Annotated in this window: 15 protein-coding genes; all 15 read right to left on the bottom strand. The window is 67.1% G+C overall.

Annotated elements, in window-relative coordinates:
- Positions 1–32: 32 nt before the first annotated feature.
- The 15 genes from recA to DWQ67_RS06765 all read right to left on the bottom strand — a co-directional run bounded on the left by recA (position 33) and on the right by DWQ67_RS06765 (position 17,089).
- Positions 33–1,082, bottom strand: coding sequence for a recombinase RecA (gene recA / locus DWQ67_RS06835; RefSeq protein ID WP_121484828.1), 1,050 nt, complete (start codon positions 1,080–1,082; stop codon positions 33–35).
- A 209-nt stretch (positions 1,083–1,291) separates the two neighbouring features.
- On the bottom strand, positions 1,292–1,528 hold the full coding sequence (locus DWQ67_RS06830) for a DUF3046 domain-containing protein (protein ID WP_121484827.1): 237 nt from the start codon (positions 1,526–1,528) through the stop codon (positions 1,292–1,294).
- Between the two features lie 90 nt (positions 1,529–1,618).
- On the bottom strand, positions 1,619–2,056 hold the full coding sequence (locus tag DWQ67_RS06825; RefSeq protein WP_121484826.1) for a helix-turn-helix domain-containing protein: 438 nt from the start codon (positions 2,054–2,056) through the stop codon (positions 1,619–1,621).
- Positions 2,057–2,234: 178 nt separating this feature from the next.
- Positions 2,235–2,810: a CinA family protein gene (locus DWQ67_RS06820; protein WP_233555948.1), complete on the bottom strand. Its 576-nt coding sequence runs from the start codon at positions 2,808–2,810 to the stop codon at positions 2,235–2,237.
- Between the two features lie 71 nt (positions 2,811–2,881).
- Positions 2,882–3,466 (bottom strand): CDP-diacylglycerol--glycerol-3-phosphate 3-phosphatidyltransferase, encoded by a 585-nt coding sequence (pgsA, locus tag DWQ67_RS06815; protein WP_121484933.1) that lies wholly within the window; start codon positions 3,464–3,466, stop codon positions 2,882–2,884.
- On the bottom strand, positions 3,463–6,468 hold the full coding sequence (locus DWQ67_RS06810) for a DNA translocase FtsK (RefSeq protein WP_121484825.1): 3,006 nt from the start codon (positions 6,466–6,468) through the stop codon (positions 3,463–3,465). The genes pgsA and DWQ67_RS06810 overlap by 4 nt, the downstream gene beginning before the upstream one ends.
- Positions 6,469–6,558: 90 nt before the next feature.
- Complete coding sequence (locus tag DWQ67_RS06805) at positions 6,559–8,268, bottom strand: ribonuclease J (protein WP_121484824.1); 1,710 nt, start codon at positions 8,266–8,268, stop codon at positions 6,559–6,561.
- 19 nt (positions 8,269–8,287) lie between these two features.
- Positions 8,288–9,190 carry a 4-hydroxy-tetrahydrodipicolinate synthase gene (gene dapA / locus DWQ67_RS06800; RefSeq protein ID WP_121484823.1) on the bottom strand — a complete coding sequence of 301 codons (903 nt, stop codon included), beginning with the start codon at positions 9,188–9,190 and terminating at the stop codon, positions 8,288–8,290.
- A gap of 10 nt (positions 9,191–9,200) precedes the next feature.
- Entirely contained in the window at positions 9,201–9,692 is a 492-nt protein-coding gene (locus tag DWQ67_RS06795; RefSeq protein ID WP_121484822.1) for a hypothetical protein, read from the bottom strand.
- Position 9,693: 1 nt separating this feature from the next.
- Positions 9,694–10,452 carry a 4-hydroxy-tetrahydrodipicolinate reductase gene (gene dapB / locus DWQ67_RS06790; RefSeq protein ID WP_121484821.1) on the bottom strand — a complete coding sequence of 253 codons (759 nt, stop codon included), beginning with the start codon at positions 10,450–10,452 and terminating at the stop codon, positions 9,694–9,696.
- Positions 10,453–10,494: 42 nt separating this feature from the next.
- Positions 10,495–12,486: an HNH endonuclease signature motif containing protein gene (locus DWQ67_RS06785; RefSeq protein WP_158595393.1), complete on the bottom strand. Its 1,992-nt coding sequence runs from the start codon at positions 12,484–12,486 to the stop codon at positions 10,495–10,497.
- 489 nt (positions 12,487–12,975) lie between these two features.
- Complete coding sequence (gene thrS / locus DWQ67_RS06780; RefSeq protein WP_121484819.1) at positions 12,976–14,244, bottom strand: threonine--tRNA ligase; 1,269 nt, start codon at positions 14,242–14,244, stop codon at positions 12,976–12,978.
- 192 nt (positions 14,245–14,436) lie between these two features.
- A complete protein-coding gene (locus DWQ67_RS06775; RefSeq protein WP_199712634.1) occupies positions 14,437–14,928 on the bottom strand; it encodes an S-ribosylhomocysteine lyase in 492 nt (163 codons plus the stop codon).
- Positions 14,929–15,015: 87 nt separating this feature from the next.
- The gene (locus tag DWQ67_RS06770) at positions 15,016–15,948 is read right to left on the bottom strand and encodes a hypothetical protein (protein ID WP_121484818.1); all 933 of its coding nucleotides are present in this window, start codon (positions 15,946–15,948) and stop codon (positions 15,016–15,018) included.
- 10 nt (positions 15,949–15,958) lie between these two features.
- Positions 15,959–17,089 carry a hypothetical protein gene (locus tag DWQ67_RS06765; RefSeq protein WP_147433641.1) on the bottom strand — a complete coding sequence of 377 codons (1,131 nt, stop codon included), beginning with the start codon at positions 17,087–17,089 and terminating at the stop codon, positions 15,959–15,961.
- Positions 17,090–17,132: the final 43 nt, after the last annotated feature.

Raw genomic sequence — 17,132 nt, 5'->3', positions numbered from 1 at the left:
CGGCGAGTGACTCGCCGGCCGTTGGAACGGGACTACTTCTTGTCTGCGACCGCCTTCAGGGCCACGTCTTCCTCCGCCTCAGGGGCGGCATCGACGCCGAGCTTGACGCGGATCTGGCGCTCCAGCTCATCAGTCAGGTCCGGGTTGTCCTTGAGGAACTGGCGAGCGTTTTCCTTGCCCTGGCCCAGCTGGTCCCCGTCATAGGTGAACCAGGCACCTGACTTGCGCACCAGGCCGTGCTCCACGCCCATGTCAATCAGGCCGCCCTCGCGGGAGATGCCCTCGCCATAGATGATGTCAAACTCGGCCTGCTTGAAGGGCGGTGCCATCTTGTTCTTGACGATCTTGGCGCGGGTGCGGTTACCCACGGCGTTGGCGCCGTCCTTGAGGGTCTCAATGCGGCGGATATCGATGCGAACGGAGGCGTAGAACTTCAGCGCCTTACCGCCCGTGGTGGTTTCCGGGGAACCGAAGAACACACCGATCTTCTCTCGCAGCTGGTTGATGAAGATGGCCGTGGTCTTGGTCTGAGCCAGGCGACCCGTGATCTTACGCAGCGCCTGGGACATGAGGCGAGCCTGCAGGCCCACGTGGCTGTCTCCCATTTCGCCCTCAATTTCGGCGCGGGGAACCAGCGCGGCCACCGAGTCAATGACCACGATGTCGATGGACCCGGAACCGATCAGCATGTCCATGATTTCCAGGGCCTGCTCGCCCGTATCAGGCTGCGAGACAAGCAGGGCATCCGTGTCCACGCCCAGCTTCTTGGCGTACACCGGATCCAGCGCGTGCTCGGCGTCGATGAACGCTGCGATGCCACCCTGGCGCTGTGCGCCGGCGACGGCGTGCAGGGCCACCGTGGTCTTACCCGAGGACTCCGGGCCGTAGATCTCCACGACGCGCCCGCGGGGCAGGCCGCCAATGCCGAGGGCCACGTCCAGTGCGATGGAGCTGGTGGGGATGGTCTCCACCGGTGCGCGGACCTCATCACCCAAACGCATGATGGATCCCTTGCCGTACTGCTTATCGATCTGAGCGAGCGCCTGCTCTAGGGCCTTCTCGCGATCCGGTGCTGCTGCCATGTTCCACCCCTGGGTCGAATGTGTGTGTCGCGGCCGGGAGCCGCATCCTCTGTGACGAGGCTACAAACCGTGCCCGACACTTTGCTGCCTGCCCCGCTCCCCTGTGGGCGACACTCTCGAAAAGTGGCCTCTGTGAGGGAGGGCGTTCCAACAGCATCAGACTAGCGTCATTCGAACGGATCTTCGAACGACACGCCGCCGTGGGCGCGCTATCCGTCCCAGCGTTCCTGCCGCAAGGGGATGACTTCACCCAGCCAACGCTCGCGCGGAACGTCCTGCATGAGGCACAGCGCCTCCCACACCTCTCGCGGGTCATAGCCAACCGCCAACGCGGCCTCTGCCGTGCGGGACCCCAGTGAGGACAGGTTCAGGGACGTGGCCAAATGGTGCCCACCCGCAGCGCCAAACTCGCCGTCCATCAACCGCCAAAACTCACTCACGCGCATATCGTCAATTCTCCCACGAACTGAGGCGGCGCCCACCCTGTATGGGTGGGCGCCGCCTGGTGACTGCATCAGATCAGGTCAGGCCTCTGATTATGACTGCGTAGCCAGCCCAGGAGCCAAGTCATCCGGGACCTCATCCGGGATCACGGTGGCGTACTCGGCGGAGAGCTCAGACGGGATGTGGTCCGGGACCAGCACGCCCTCTGCTGCGGCGATGCGGTCAGAGACCAGGCGCAGGACCACCGAGAGCGGAACGTCAAGGGCCTGCGTGATGGAGGCCAGCAGTTCACTCGAGGCCTCCTTCTGTCCGCGCTCAACCTCTGAGAGGTAGCCGAGCGAAACACGAGCCAGGTGAGAGACCTCGCGCAGGGTGCGTCCCTGGCGCTGGCGGATCTCACGAAGCACTTCACCGATGTCTTGGCGGAGGATCACCATCTTGTTTTCCTTCGGCTTCGGGTGACGGACGGAGTCCTGGACCACGCCCGTCCAGCGGACGATACCGTTCACGTGCGTGGGCTGCTTCATCATGGGAATCTTTGTTCTCCTCGTGACAGGTGTGGATCCCTTGGTGGTGGGAACCAGGTCCGGCCAAATTTGTCCAGACACACCATATAACTCCTGGTCTGCTCACCTTGTTCCCCGGCCCTAGCCCATCACAGAAAACTCCCAGGCACCAGCTTGGGACGTCACAGGACGCCGCGGGGGTTCAGTCCCCGGACGGCATGGCCTCCAGGGCCAGCAAAACGGCCTCCCTCACCGCGGCCTGACGCACCTGCGCCCGGGACCCATCAAAGCTAAAGAGCCGATGCCCCGTGCCCCGCCGCGTGGCCCATCCGATGTAAACGGTGCCCACGCCGTGCCCGCCGTGCGGCTCCGGCCCGGCGACCCCGGTGGTGGAGATGGCCAGGTCGGCGTTCATGAGACGCAGGACCCCGGCCGCCATCTGCTCCGCGACCACGTCATCCACCGGCCCGTGGGTGGCAAGCCGCCCAGGGTCCACGCCCAGGACGGCGGCTTTGACATCCACGGCGTAGGAGACCACGCCGCCGCGCAGCACCGCGGAGGCTCCGGGCACATCCGCGACGCGCGCGGCCAGCAGCCCCGCCGTCAGCGACTCGGCCGTGGCCAGGGTGATTCCGGTCTCCGACGCGCGGCGCACCAGGTGCGCCACCTCTAGCTCCGCGGCCGTGGAATCCAGGTGGGAGCTGCGCTCACCGTCCGGGCCTGCGTCGCGATTCCAGACCACATCCAGCGGTCCGGTCGGTGTCTCGGTGCGTTCCACGGTGTCCTCCAGCGGCTGGGTTCAACACGAACGTGCCCCGCCAGGAACGGGCCACATCACAAACGACCTGTTTAGGAGCGGGCCTGATGCGCGCGATGCAGCGCCATGGCCTGGCGCACGTAGTCGATGGCGCTATACAGCGTCAGCGCGGCGGCGACCGCGATCACGAGGTATCCGGCCCACTGCAACACCGCAAGCTGCGGCGCCCAGGGAAGCAAAAGGATGAACGTACCAAGGGCTTGGGCCACGGTCTTGAGCTTGCCCCCGGCGCTGGCCGCGATGACGCCCCAGCGAATCACCCAGAAACGCATCACGGTGATGCCGACCTCGCGCACCAGGATGATGCCCGTAATCCACCACGTCAGCTCCCCGAGCACGGAGAGCACCACCAGCGCCGAGCCCATCAGCAGCTTGTCTGCAATCGGGTCCGCGATCTTGCCAAAACTGGTGACCAGCCCCCGCGCCCGCGCCAGATCGCCGTCGAGCTTGTCGGTGTAGACGGCCACCGTGAAGACCAGCACGCCTAGCCAGCGCCACAGCCCGTACTCCTGATGGTCCATGACCATGAAGATCACGAACACCGGCACCAGAACAATGCGCAAACCGGTCAGGATATTGGCAATGTTCCAGTTGGACACCGCGGGAGTCTGGCTCATCTGCCCGTCAACTCCCATGCGTCTTCTCCGCCTTCAGAGTCTTGGTCATTCCAGTCCACGGCCTGCGGCCGGGCGTCCAGGTCCTGGGCCACCAGATCGGCGCCCCAGTCCCCCGCTGGGGCGTGATTCACGGCGCCCTCGGCTGCGAGGGCGGCGACGGTCGGGTCCGCTGCTGCGGCTGCGGTGCCCGACGGCGATGGGTCACCCTTAAGCGCGGACAGAACCGCCGGGAGGTCCTCCGGCTTCACCAGCACATCGCGCGCCTTGGAACCCTCGGAGGGGCCCACCACGCCGCGGGATTCCATCAGGTCCATGAGGCGGCCGGCCTTAGCGAAGCCGACGCGCAGCTTGCGCTGCAGCATGGAGGTGGAGCCAAACTGGCTGGTGACGACCAGCTCGGTGGCCTGGAGCAGCAGCTCCAGATCATCGCCGATGTCATCCTCGATCTGCTTCTTGGGCGCCTCCACCGTGACGTCATCGCGGTACGTGGCGGCCAGCTGGCCCTTCACGTGTTCCACGACGCGGTGGATCTCGGATTCGGTGACCCAGGCACCCTGCACACGCATGGGCTTGGATTTGCCCATGGGCAGGAAGAGCGCGTCGCCCTGACCCAGGAGCTTCTCCGCTCCCGGCTGGTCAAGGACCACCCGGGAGTCGGTGACGGAACTGGTCGCGAAGGCCATGCGGGAGGGCACGTTGGCCTTGATCAGGCCCGTGACCACGTCCACGGAGGGGCGCTGGGTGGCCAGCACCAGGTGGATGCCGGCCGCACGGGCCAGCTGAGTGATACGGACGATCGAATCCTCGACGTCCCGCGGGGCCACCATCATCAGGTCCGCCAGCTCGTCCACGATGACCAACAGGTACGGATAGGGCTTGATGACCCGCTGCGAACCAGCCGGCGGGATCACCTTGCCTGCGCGCACCGCCTTGTTGAAGTCGTCGATGTGCTTAAACCCGAAGTACGCCAGGTCGTCATAGCGCGTATCCATCTCCTTCACCACCCACTGCAGCGCCTCCGCCGCCTTCTTGGGGTTGGTGATGATGGGCGTGATCAGGTGCGGCACGCCCTCATAGGCGGTGAGCTCCACACGCTTGGGGTCCACCATGACCAGGCGCACCTCGTCAGGGGTGGAGCGCATCAGGATGGAGACAATCATGGAGTTCACGAAGGAGGACTTACCGGCGCCCGTGGCACCGGCGACCAGCATGTGCGGCATCTTGGCCAGGTTGGCGACCACAAAGCCGCCCTCCACGTCCTTGCCCACACCCATGATCATGGGGTGCTCAGTCTTGCGCGCCGCGTTGGAGCGCAGCACATCGCCCAGCGCCACGACCTCCTTGTCCGCATTCGGGATCTCGATGCCGATGGCGCTCTTGCCTGGGATGGGGCTCAGGATGCGCACATCCGAGGATGCGACGGCGTAGGAGATGTTCTTGGAGAGGTTCGTGACCTTCTCCACCTTGGTTCCCGGCGCCAGCTCAATCTCGTAGCGCGTCACGGTGGGGCCACGGCTGAAGCCGGTGACCTGAGCATCCACGTTGAACTCCGTCAGCGTGGACTGCAAGGCGGCGACCACCAGGTCGTTGGCCTCGGAGCGCTCCTTGGCCGGCGGTCCCGGCGGCAGGAAGTCAGCGGGCGGCAGCGTGTACGTCACGTCCCCGGAGAGCTGGAGCTGCTCGGTGCGCTGCGGCATGGGATCTGGGGGCGGCTGGGTGTGCATGGGCACGACGGCGGCGGCGCGGGCGGCGTTGACGGCCGCGGAGCCCGGCAGCGCCTGGGTGGCGGCCTGCTCCACACCGGCCATGTCGATGGCCTCGGTGGCCGGCTCGGGATCCTCCGCGAGGTCCTCGTCCATGTCGTAGACGTCCGCGAGTACCTTGGCCCGGCGCTTTTCCTCACGCGTGGGCCGGCGCACGCCCGGGGGCGGGCTGGGCTCTGCGTCGTGGTCAAAGAACTGCCCGGGGCCGTCCTGTGCACCCGAATCCTGGCCTGCCGCCTGCTGCGCGGCTGCCTCCTGGATCGCGGCGTCCTCAATGACGGCACTCTCAAACGCGCCGGTCTCCGCGGAATCAAGCACCGTGGTGGCGTCCGGCTGTACGTCCTTGTCCTTGCCAAAGAGACGGCGCTTCTTCTTGGGCTCCTTGGTCGCGGGGGCCGCCTTGCCCTCGGACGGCTCTGACTCGCGACGCTCCGCGTCGTAGAGGTAAGACTGATCGTGGCCGTCGCGGTCACCGTTGGGCACGGCCGCGCCCTGCTGCGTCGGATCATCTCCCACCATGAGCCGATGCCACAGCGCCTTGAGGCGCGCGGGGATGCGGGTGACCGGGGTACGGGTGATGATCAGCAGCGCCAGGATCTGCAGCACCACCAAAACCGCCCACATGCCGGGGACGGTGATGACCTTCGCCAGCGGCGTGGCGATGAACCAACCAACAAAACCGCCGCCGGCCCACAGCTCCTCGAAGGGGCCGTTGAGCACCGGCTGGCCGTGGGCCAGCTGGCTCATACCGGAGCCGGCCACCAGCGCGATCCAGAAGCCCACCGTCAGGCGATTGTTGCCCTTGTGGTCCTCGGGATGGCGGAAGAGGCGGACGGCGGCCACCAGCAGCACCACCGGAACGGCGACCGCCATGAGGCCAAAGACCCCACCAAAGGTGGCGTGGACAGCGGTACCAAACCAGCCGACGTCGCGCAGGCCCCACCACTCCACGATCGCGACGGCAAACGCCAGCAACACGTAGGTGAGCCCCTTGCCGTCTCGGCGGTCCGCCGGCGCGGGGTGGCGGTCAGTGCCGAGCTGGCGGACGCCGGAGCCGATCACCGCACCGATCCCGGTCCAGGTGCGCTGAATGGCGCGCGCAATCCACGGGAGCTCGTGCTCCTCAGGAGTGTCGAGCGCCTTGGTCTTGGGAGCGGTGGTTCGGCTCCTCCCCTGGCCCTTGGTGGGGGTTTTGGGTGAGGAGGGACTCCGCGATCCGGAGGAAGTTCGGGTCGCCATACCCCTCAGGATACGCCGACGGGGCCCCATCCATGTGGATTTGGGGCCCCGTCGGGCTTGCTACTGCCTGCGGCGTGCCGCCAGCGAGGATCAGACCTCGATGACCACCGGGACGATCATGGGCCGGCGGCGCAGCTTGCGCCCCGCCCAGGAACCGACCACGCGGCGGATGACCTGCTGGAGCTGGTTGGTGGTGTGGCCGGGGTTATCCCGCACCGCCTCCTCCAACGCGCTGGCGATCTTGGGCTTGATCTCCTCAAAAACGCGGTCCTGCTCGGCCACGCCGCGGGCCAGAATGTCCGGGCCGGTGACGATCTTGCCGGTCTGGCGATTCACGCCACAGACCACGGAGATGAAGCCTTCCTCTGCCAGCACGCGGCGATCCTTCAGGTCCTCATCGGTGATGAGGCCCACCTTGGCGCCGTCAACGTAGACAAAGCCGATGTCCACCTGGCCAACGATGCTGGCCTTGCCGTCTCGCATGTCCACCACGGTGCCGTCATCGCACAGCTGGATGTTGCTGGCCGGGACACCCGTCTGGTGTGCCAAGCGGGCACAGGCCAACTGGTGGCGGGTCTCGCCGTGGACCGGCATGACGTTCTTGGGGCGGATGATGTTGAAGCAGTACAGCAACTCGCCTGCGGAGGCGTGGCCGGAGACGTGCACGCGGGTGGTGCCCTTGTGGATCACGTCAACGCCCAGGTACATGAGGGAGTTGATGATGCGGAACACGGAGTTCTCGTTGCCCGGGATGAGCGAGGACGCCAGGATGACCGTGTCGCCCTGGTTGAGCTGGATGCGGTGATCGCCGTTGGCCATGCGGGACAGCGCGGCCATGGGCTCGCCCTGTGAACCCGTGCACATGAGCACCACGCGGTCATCGGGGAGCTTCTCCACGTCCTTCATATCCACCAACACGCCATCCGGCACGTGCAGGTAGCCCAGCTTCTCGGCGATGGACATGTTGCGCACCATGGAGCGGCCCACGAGGGCCACCTTGCGACGGTGCTTCGCCGCGGCGTCGATCACCTGCTGCACGCGGTGCACGTGCGAGGAGAAGGAGGCAACAATGATGCGCTTCTTGGAGTTGGCGAACTTCTGATCAAGCACCGGGCCAATCTCCCGCTCCGGGGCCGTGAAGCCCGGGACGTCGGCGTTGGTGGAGTCCGGCAGGAACAGGTCCACGCCCTCCTCGCCAAAGCGGGCAAAGGCGCGCAGATCGGTGATGCGGCCGTCCAACGGCAGCTGGTCCATCTTGAAGTCACCGGTGTGCAGCACGTTGCCGGCGCTAGTGCGGATCATGACCGCGAGCGCATCCGGGATGGAGTGGTTCACTGCGGCGAACTCGCAGGCGAACGGGCCCAGGTGCTCAATCTGGCCTTCCTTGACCGTCAGGGTCAAGGGGCGGATGCGGTGCTCTTGGAGCTTGGCCTCGATGAGGGCAAGGGTCAGCTGCGAGCCAATCAGGGGGATGTCCTGCTTGAGGCGCAACAGGTAAGGAACGGCGCCGATGTGATCCTCGTGGCCGTGCGTGAGCACCACGCCAATCACGTCATCGAGACGGTTCTTGATGTACGCCATGTCCGGCAGAATCAGGTCAACGCCGGGCTGCTCCTCCTCGGGGAAGAGCACGCCGCAGTCAACGATGAGCAGCTTGCCGTCCAGTTCGTAGACGGTCATGTTGCGGCCCACTTCGCCCAGGCCGCCGAGCGCGACGATGCGCAGCGTGCCGCGCTTAAGCCTAGGGGGAATGCCGGGGCGACGATCGCGATCGAAGGCCACGGTGGTGGAGGAAGTCATACTGTGGATTTCACCTCTTCTAGATCTCCCATCCGGCCTCCACGAGGTCAGCCTTGACGGGGTTGAGTTCCTCCGCGCTCGGTGCCACGAGGGGCAACCGGACCACGGAGTTCGGCAGGACTTTCTGCCAGTGAAGTACTGTTTTGGCGGCGACGGCACCCTGAACGTGTGTCATCAACGCCCGCTGGACGGGGTCCAACTGGAAGTGCAAGGCGCGCGCGGTCTCGAAGTCGCCCGCAAGGGCTGCGTCGACCAGTGCGCGGTACTGCGGGGCGGCCACGTGGGCCGTCACTGAGACGAGACCCTTGGCGCCGATGGACATGAGCGGAAGCGTCATGCCGTCATCGCCTGAGTAGACGTCAAGATCGGTAGTGGCGATCACCCTGGTGGTCTCCAGGAGATTGCCCTTGGCATCCTTGAGGGCCACGATGCGGGGGTGCTTGGACAGCGCCACAATGGTGCTGGTGTCCATGGCCATGCCGGTGCGGCCGGGGATGTCATACAACATCACCGGCAGGTCGGTGGCGTCCGCGATGGCCTCCATGTGAGCACGGATGCCCGCCTGGGAGGGCTTGTTGTAATACGGAGTGACCAGCAACAGGCCATCCACCCCCACCTCCTGCGCGCGGCGCGAGAGGTTGATGGAATGGTTCGTGTCATTGGTGCCGGTGCCAGCGATGACCGGGACGCGATCACCCACCGCCTCAACGACGGCCCTAAACATGGCCACGTTCTCATCATCCGTCAGCGTGGGAGTCTCTCCCGTGGTGCCGGTGACAACCAGGCCGTCATTGCCGCCCTCTACCAGGTGCACCGCAAGCTTCTGCGCCGCGTCGAGGTCCACTGTTCCGGAGTCGGTAAACGGAGTGACCATGGCGGTCAGCAGCGTGCCGAACTGGGGCTGAGTGGAATGGACGACCATGACCTACAGGCTACCTTGCCTGGCGTGCCGAGTTTGCCTTCAGGTCCGCGCTGCGCAGTTTCATGGCGGTCTTCATGGCATCGCGCGCCCGACGCCGATCTCCCGCGGCATCGTAGGCGAGTGCCAGTCGGTGCCAGGACTGCCAGCGGCCCGGGTTGGCCTCCGCTTCCTCCTTGTACTGCACAAAGTCGGCGTCCGCCGCCTGGCGCACAATGCGGCCCGAGGGCAGGCGCGGCAGGTTGTCCTCCGGCAGCAAGTTCTGCTCCCGCAGCTCCTTGGCCATGGCCTGCGTGGTGGCGCCAAAGCGGACCTCACGGATCAGGATCCACACACCGACCAGCGGGATGCCGAGCACGCAGATGCCCATGAGGACCGGAACCGCTTCGCCAGTGGTGATGAGGCGGGCAGCGGATTGCACCGTGGAGACCAGATAGATGGCGTAGATCGCCAGAATGATGCCGGTGAAGATCTTGGGGCTGTGCGCCTTCCAGAAATCCTTCATGTCAGAACCCCAAATCCAGGTAACGATCAAGGCCATAGCTCAGGCCAGGGTGGGAGGCCGCCTGCCGCAGGCCAAGCAGGATGCCGGGCATGAACGACGAGTGCCCAAAGGAGTCGTGGCGCAGGGTCAGGGCCTCACCCTCACTGCCAAGGAGGACCTCCTGATGCGCGGTCAGGCCGCGCAGCCGCACCGCGTGGACAGGAACGCCGTCCACCAGAGCCCCGCGCGCGCCGTCGAGCAGTTTCTCCGTCGCGTCCGGCGCGGCAGGGACGCCGGCTCCCCGGCGCGCGGCCGCGATCAGCTCCGCCGTGCGGATCGCCGTGCCGGAAGGGGCATCCACCTTGTTGGGGTGGTGCAACTCGATCACCTCGACCGAGTCAAAGTAGGTGGCGGCCTTGGCGGCAAAGCTCGTGGCAAGCACGGAGCCGAGCGCGAAGTTGGGGGCGATCAGCACACCGACCTCCGGATGCTGGCCCAACACCGCCTCTAGCCGCGCCCGCTGGGGCTCGTCCCAGCCGGTGGTGCCAACCACGGCATGCAGGCCGCGCTCCACGGCGAACGTCACGTTGGCCTCAGAGGACTCCGGGACCGTCAGGTCCACCACGTGCGTGGCTCCGGCGTCGGTGATCTTGCTGAGTTGGTCGCCGCGCCCCAGGGCGGCCACCAGCTCCATATCCGAGGCGGCGGAGACGGCGTCGACAGCGGCGGCGCCCATGCGCCCGCGGGCGCCCAGAATCGCGACCTTGATGGGGGTGCTCATGGTTGCCCAGTCTAGTGGGGCGTGGGGTGAGGGTTGGCATCGTCATTGCGGCAGCCTCCACGGTTGCGTCACGTGCCAGGGCGTGGGATCCGATGCGTCGCCGGACGCTTCGATGATGGCCAGGCGCCCCGCGTGAACCTCGTGATGGTGAAAGGTGCAGAGCAGGATGCCGTTGTCGATGTCGGTGTGCCCGCCGGACGCCCATGGCATCACGTGGTGGGCCTCGCACCAGCCACCGGGCAGCTCGCAGCCGGGCGCCCTGCAGTGCCGATCCCTGGCCATCAACGCCGTGCGCTGCGGTGGAGAGAAGGTTCTTCGGGCCCGTCCGAGCTTGAGCGGGAGCCCCTCGTCAGAGACGAGCATGAGTTGCAGTTTGTCGTTGCAGAGCATCCGCAGGGCGTGTACCACCGGGACCACCGTGGTGCTACGACTGGAGCGGGCAAAGACGCGGTCCATACCATGGTCCACCGGGGAGCGCCACGATTCCTCGGTCGGCTGTTCCGATGTATCCCCTGGGTCGAAACCAGGGTCGCCATCGCGATCACCATCGCCAATGCCAATGCCGGTGCCGGTGCCGGTGCCGGTGCCGGTGCCGGTGCCGGTGCCAGGGTTCGCGTTGTCAGAGGGCGCGCTTGGCATCCCCGCATCCGCCCACGCGCTTGGCCGTGGCCAGACAAAGTCATCGAAATTCACCTCTTGGTCGGGCCCCGCCTCCCGTCTCCTTCTCTCATCGTCGGCTTCCCCGGTCGCTTGGCGCCCGTCCGAGTCCGTCGGCATCCGCTTCTGCGGCGGCTCCCCCACGGGACCCCGACGAGGAATCGGCGGCCGCAGCCCCGACGGCCTGAACGGTCGCTGCGCCCCCTCCATCCACGGCGGCTCCATCGACGTGCCAGGGGATCCCATGGCGCCCGATTTGCCGCCAGACGACCCGCCAGGCTCCCCGTCGCCGAAGTACCTCAGGAGCGCCTCGTGCGTCACCGTCACGAGCAGTGTTGGCGCGGCGCCGCCCGACGTGGGGGCCGCCCCTGATCTCACGTGGGAATCTGCCAGGCCAATGAGCACATCGAAGGCAATCTGTTCCCGAGTCCTCTCGTCCGGAGCGTCGGGCACGTCGCCCGCGTCAGGCGCGGCCCCGGCGGTAGTGCCTGCGGGCTGCACGCGCCGCGGCGACTGATAGACGTCCAGCAGCGTCTGCAACGCGGCCCCCTCGAGCGCCGGGGCGAAACCGCTGAGCCGCCAGCCGCCGCCGGATTGTTGCAGCATCTTGAAGCAGCGCTTGCGGCGCTGTTCGTCGTAGGCCGGCTCGATCCCGTCTGGGTCGATGAGCGCGGACCACGCCTCACACTGGGCAGCCAGCTGACGCGGCGCATACCTGAGCGTCCAATGGCCGGCCTGGCCCTGCGGCGGCGCCTCCTCCGAGTGCCAACCGGCTGCCTCGGGGTGGGCCGGCATGCGACTCTCTATGGGGCCGGAGTGGACATCGTCCCGGGGAACACCTGGGATGGCCCAGTCCTCGACGGAGTCCTGGCCCGGCATCCGACACGGGCCGTCAGAGCCGACCGAGCCGCCCGAGCCGTCTGAGCGGCCCGGCGCCCCGCACACCAACGCGTCGTCGTTCTGGCGCCCGCTGGCGAAGTCGGTGACCGACCGCTCCGCCGCCGCATGCAGGCCGGGGGCGTGTTCCGGTCTACGAGGGTCTGGCAAGGAGCGGTGGATGGTGTTGGCCTGCTCGGCGCTGATCCACCCAGCGTGCAGGGCCCGGGCCACGAGGGGACGGCTGGGCTCCAACCATCCAGTGGACCCACCATCCCGCGGGGCGGTGACCTTGGCTAGGGCCATCCACCGACCCACCTCAGCCGAGCTCGCGCCAAACACCGCCGCGAGCGCGTCCCGGGCGCTGTGGAAACCCAGCCGTTTAGCCAACGAATCCGGGACGGCCAGCCCTGCCGTGCGGGCAGCCAATTCGCCACAAAACATGACCCGTAGGCCGTCCAGGACGCGCGCGAGCTCACCCACGGCGAGCAATGCAGCCACGAAGTCGTCTTCACTGAGCGAGGTGACCGGCACCAAACCGGAGGCAATCGCAGGATCAGGCGAGGGGGCCAAGTCCGCGAGCGCCACCCGGGAGCCCCGAACGGCCTGGTGAATCCTGTGCACCGGCAGGAGGTCCGCGGAGCCTGCCGGCTCGCGTCCCCGGCCACGTGCCGCCGTGACCCTACTCGGTCGAGGCCGAGAGGGCTGCCCGCGCGGCACCAGGCGCTGCATCTGAACAGTCATCCCAGCCACCCCCTCGGTCCGAGCGATGCCCCCAGCGCCGCGTTTCATGACTCCATTCTACCGCCGCCTAGAACAAATGTTCTAAGAGTGGACCAGGTTTTTATCATATTCTTTCGGCGCGAATTATCCACAGACCTTTTCCACAGAAATGCTTTATCCACAGGATCCATCCCTCACAGAGAACGTCCCTCACCGGCCCCGCCCCTCACAGCCAGCACCCAACGGCAAGGCTCCGCAGCGCCGTCTCTACCCAAAAACGGGAGGCCGCGCGCGGCGCCGCCCCACGGCGTCCCGCAGCGACTCCACCAGCGACGCGACCGGCACCTGCACGCGGCCCACCGCCACGGTCCCGGCGTCGACCTCGCGCTGCCCCACCACGCACACGACCCCCACACGCTCCTCGCGCGAGCGCCGGATGCGCGCGCCCAGGGTGCCGGCGTCGTCCAACTCCGCCCGCAAACCGGCGTCCTCCAACACCCGCACCACCTCAAGCGCAGCCTGACCCTGGGAGTCCCCGGATACCGGCAGCACCCTCAGCTGCCGCGGGGCAAGCCAGAGCGGCAGTCGCCCGTCGTAGCGCTCCACGAGTAGCGCCACCATGCGCTCCATCGAGGAAAGCAGACCGCGGTGCACCATCACGGGCACATGCTTGGCGCCGTCCTCCCCCACGTAGTTCAGGCCAAAGCGCTCCGGCATGACGCGGTCCACCTGAACGGTAGACAGGGTCTCCTCGCGCCCGCCGGCGTCCCGCACCTGCACGTCGATCTTGGGGCCATAAAAGGCGGCCTCACCCGGAGCCACCCGGTACTCCATGCCCTCCAGATCCAGCGCCGCGCGCAACGCCGCCTCCGATTCCTCCCAGGCGGCGTCCTCCCCCGCGTATTTACCGCCTGGACCGCGCAGCGACAGGCGGAAGTGGTCAATCTGAATCCCCAGCACGTCATAACAGGAGGCGATGGCGCGCAGAGCCAGCGCCACCTCCGCCACCACCTGCGCTGGGGTGCAAAACACGTGCGCGTCGTCCAGGTTGATCTGGCGCACCCGACTCAGGCCGCCCAGGGTGCCGGTGAGCTCGTTGCGGAACATGGAACCGACCTCGCTCAGCCGCAGCGGCAGCTCGCGCCAACTGCGCCCGCGCTGGGCAAAGACCTGAGTGTGGCTGGGGCAGTTGGCGGGGCGCAGCACCAGCTCGCCGCCGCCCACCTTCATGGGCGGGAACATGTCCTCGCTGAACTTCTCCCAATGCCCGCTGCGCTCAAAGAGCTCACGCCGCGCCATGACCGGGGTGTAAACCCGCCGGCAGCCGGTGGCCCGCGCCATCTCCTCCGCGAAGCGCTCCAGCTCGGCGCGGACAATGGCCCCGTCCGGGAGCCACAGGGGCAGCCCAGCCCCGATCAGTTCGGAGGAGTCAAAGAGGCCAAGCTCGCGACCCAGCCGGCGGTGATCGGCGGGTGCGGGTGAGATGGCCGGGGCGGCTGGTGCGAAAGGCTGACTGGCCTGCTGTGGGTGATGCATGGTGCTCTCCTGGCGGTGCTGAGGCTGAATAGAAAGGGCGCCGCAGGGAGAGGAGTCTCGGGTACAACAAAGCCCCCGGGATCTCTCCCGGGGGCTCGTGTTGAAGCTTGGTGCTTAAGGCATCACGAGGCGCGCCGGAAGGAATCCGGCGTGGTCGTGAACTGGTGCTTGAGCATGTGGGAAACCATACGCTCAGATCTCGCGGCGAACAAAAGCGTCCGTGGACAGCCCCTCCGCGAGGATCTGGCGGGACCATTCCTTGGCCGAGTGCAGCGAGTGATCCTTGTAGTTGCCGCAGCTAATGGCGGTGGTGCCGGGCACGTCCTCCCAGGTCACGGACTCAGCGATCTCCTCCAGCGCACCCTTCACGGCGCGCGTCACGTCCTCCACGGACGGCTCGCCCCAGGAGATGAGGTGGAACCCGGTGCGGCACCCAAACGGCGAGCAGTCAATGACGCCCTCCAGCCGAGTGCGCAGCAGGCCAGCCAGCAGATGCTCAATGGTGTGCAGCCCGCCCGTCTCGATGGAGTCGTGATTGGGCTGCACCAGGCGCACATCGAAGTTGGAGATGGTGCCGCCGGCCGGCCCGTGCTCCACCGCGATCAGCCGCACGTACGGCGCCTTGACCGCCGTGTGGTCCAACGCGAAACTCTCGACCTCTGCCATGTCGACCTTCTCGGCCATGATTTCTCCTCGCATCGTGCGTCGTCATGAATGGTGCGTTGGCGTTGCTGATGCCCGACGGCGTGTGGCCGGGGCCTGTGGGCAACGCTAGTTCCCCGCGGGGCCGCTTCCAAGGCGCGCCGCCACGCGGCGCAACGCGTCCCGGTCCGCTGGGCGGTCCCACACTTGCTCAAAATAGGGGGCCATCCAGTGCAGCGGGTCGGCGAGGAAGCGACGGGCAGGGATGCGGTTGGATAAGTCCCTGACCGCGCCTTCATAGCTCTTGTCCAGCACGTCGCCGACCTCCCACAGATTGAGCGGATCCTCCGCCACGAGCGCAGCGGAGAGCTGATCCCACAGTTCCGTAGACCACGAAAGAGACGTCTCACTGAACGTGAGGGCGTTTCGGATGGTGAGCCAGGACCGTTCGGTCAGGCCGAGGCCGTCGTCCCAGCGCACGTTGCCGTCTGGCGCGTCGAAAGGATCGACGAACTCTTCGTCTCGGATGTTCACCGCCCGCACGTAGCTCGCAACCCACGCGTCGTAGTCGTCCCTGTCGAAGCGCCAGCACTCGCTGGGCCTCGGAACGAGTTCCCACGTCTCTAAGGGATCTTGCGCGGACCAATCGGGCCGGACTTCGGTGGGCTCGCTCCACGTGACCGTGCTTGGCGCCACGGTGATTTTCACGCCGACGCTCCCGTCGTGTGGATCCCCACAGGGGCACATGAAGAGGACGGCGAACCCCGGCGGAAGGCCCGGAAGCTCCTTCGCCTGCGAGCTGAGCCGGGCGGCGCCGGCCCAACCACCAGCATCCTCCTCGACCGCTTCCTCGTGGGTCTCACCCAGGGTGTCGAAAAAGTCCAGCATGAACCCACCCGAGCCGCGATCCTCGCCCAGTGCCGCGCCCAACCTTGTTCCATCCAGGGTGGGGACCAGCTCGGTGCTTGGCACCCGGCACAGGGTGCCTCCAACCTGATGCACGGTCGAGACCACCATCTTCGCCATGCCCAGGCGGTTAACCCGCTGTTCGGCTGCGCTCACGTCCGGCCGCTCAATTCTTGCCCTCTCGACGCTGCGGGCGCCGCAACCAGCGCCGCATCCTTCCGCCCCAGCCTTCCCGGCCGCCTTGAGAAGCGTCGTCCGCATCCACCGGAGCCTCGTCCCAGCTCTCGAGCTGCCGCGGCACCAATTCCAGGCGCTGCATCACCTGACGCAAGCCCGCTGCATCCGGTTCGAATCCCCAGACCTGCTCAAAGTAGTCGCGCAGCAACGCGGTGCCGCCCGTCATGATCGCGGAGAAGGGCAGCAACTCCTCCAGGTCCGCGCGGCAGCCCTCATAGCTGTGGCGGTCCACCAGCTGACCGCCCACTCCAAGACGCAGCGGATCCGCCGCAGCGCATTCGGCCTGAAAGGCGTCTCGCTGCGGTTGCTGCCAGCGCATAGTCGGGTCCTCCCGATTACGCCGGGCGGTGCGGTGTAGCCGATACGCGTCGCTATCCCACGCCCGTACCCAGGAGCGATCCCGGGCCTGCGCGTCGGGGACATGCGGGACCCCAGGCACACCGGTGGGCAGCGCGCTGGCCCGATGCTGGGCCGCTCGGAGCAGCTCCGCCGAGAGTTCTTCGCGGGTCCACGGCACCGAGGCGGCCAGCAGATTGGGGCCAAGCTCTGGGGACCATGAGCCGTCCCGTCCCGAACCCGACACCAGGTCAACCCGCCGGAGCTCCGACCAGCGCACCCCCGCGCCGTCGGGCACGACCCGCACCGCCAAGTAGGAGCCTTGGCCCGGATCTGCGACTGCAGGCCCCGGCTCCTCGCCGCCCGGCCCCAGCAGCGGCACCAACCCCAGTGGGAACCAGCGAGCCTGCCCGGGGCTGCGGCCAAGCAACGTTTGGTAGGCGCGCAGCCGCCAATCCTCATCCACCCACGCGCCGTCCGTCACTACCGAAGACTCCAGCGGGTCAAGGACGGCCTCTTCCCACACGCCCTCCCCCACAAAGACCCAGCCGGGCTCCCCCACCATGTCCCGCAGGCGGACGCCATCCAGGGCCCACTCGGGCCGGACCACCGCCTGGCGCCGGCGCATCACGCCGGATCCGGGCTCCGCCTCCGCCAGGACGGGCAGGTTCACGCTGTCGACACATTCGCCCACCGCCAGGGGGCGCGCCGGGAAAGATCTCATGTGGGGAATCGTTGCACAGCAAGCTGTCACCCCGCTGTTTTTT

Source organism: Galactobacter caseinivorans, from assembly GCF_003640665.1.
GTDB lineage: Bacteria > Actinomycetota > Actinomycetes > Actinomycetales > Micrococcaceae > Galactobacter > Galactobacter caseinivorans.
This window is presented reverse-complemented; position numbering and strand designations above follow the sequence as displayed.

What these genes read in the sequence shown, in the direction of transcription:
- recA (WP_121484828.1), bottom strand. Translation starts at nt 1,082, where the DNA reads ATGGCAGCAGCACCGGATCGCGAGAAGGCCCTAGAGCAGGCGCTCGCT.
- DWQ67_RS06830 (WP_121484827.1), bottom strand. Translation starts at nt 1,528, where the DNA reads ATGCGCGTGAGTGAGTTTTGGCGGTTGATGGACGGCGAGTTTGGCGCT.
- DWQ67_RS06825 (WP_121484826.1), bottom strand. Translation starts at nt 2,056, where the DNA reads ATGATGAAGCAGCCCACGCACGTGAACGGTATCGTCCGCTGGACGGGC.
- pgsA (WP_121484933.1), bottom strand. Translation starts at nt 3,466, where the DNA reads ATGAGCCAGACTCCCGCGGTGTCCAACTGGAACATTGCCAATATCCTG.
- DWQ67_RS06810 (WP_121484825.1), bottom strand. Translation starts at nt 6,468, where the DNA reads ATGGCGACCCGAACTTCCTCCGGATCGCGGAGTCCCTCCTCACCCAAA.
- DWQ67_RS06805 (WP_121484824.1), bottom strand. Translation starts at nt 8,268, where the DNA reads ATGACTTCCTCCACCACCGTGGCCTTCGATCGCGATCGTCGCCCCGGC.
- dapA (WP_121484823.1), bottom strand. Translation starts at nt 9,190, where the DNA reads ATGGTCGTCCATTCCACTCAGCCCCAGTTCGGCACGCTGCTGACCGCC.
- DWQ67_RS06795 (WP_121484822.1), bottom strand. Translation starts at nt 9,692, where the DNA reads ATGAAGGATTTCTGGAAGGCGCACAGCCCCAAGATCTTCACCGGCATC.
- dapB (WP_121484821.1), bottom strand. Translation starts at nt 10,452, where the DNA reads ATGAGCACCCCCATCAAGGTCGCGATTCTGGGCGCCCGCGGGCGCATG.
- thrS (WP_121484819.1), bottom strand. Translation starts at nt 14,244, where the DNA reads ATGCATCACCCACAGCAGGCCAGTCAGCCTTTCGCACCAGCCGCCCCG.
- DWQ67_RS06775 (WP_199712634.1), bottom strand. Translation starts at nt 14,928, where the DNA reads ATGGCCGAGAAGGTCGACATGGCAGAGGTCGAGAGTTTCGCGTTGGAC.
- DWQ67_RS06765 (WP_147433641.1), bottom strand. Translation starts at nt 17,089, where the DNA reads ATGAGATCTTTCCCGGCGCGCCCCCTGGCGGTGGGCGAATGTGTCGAC.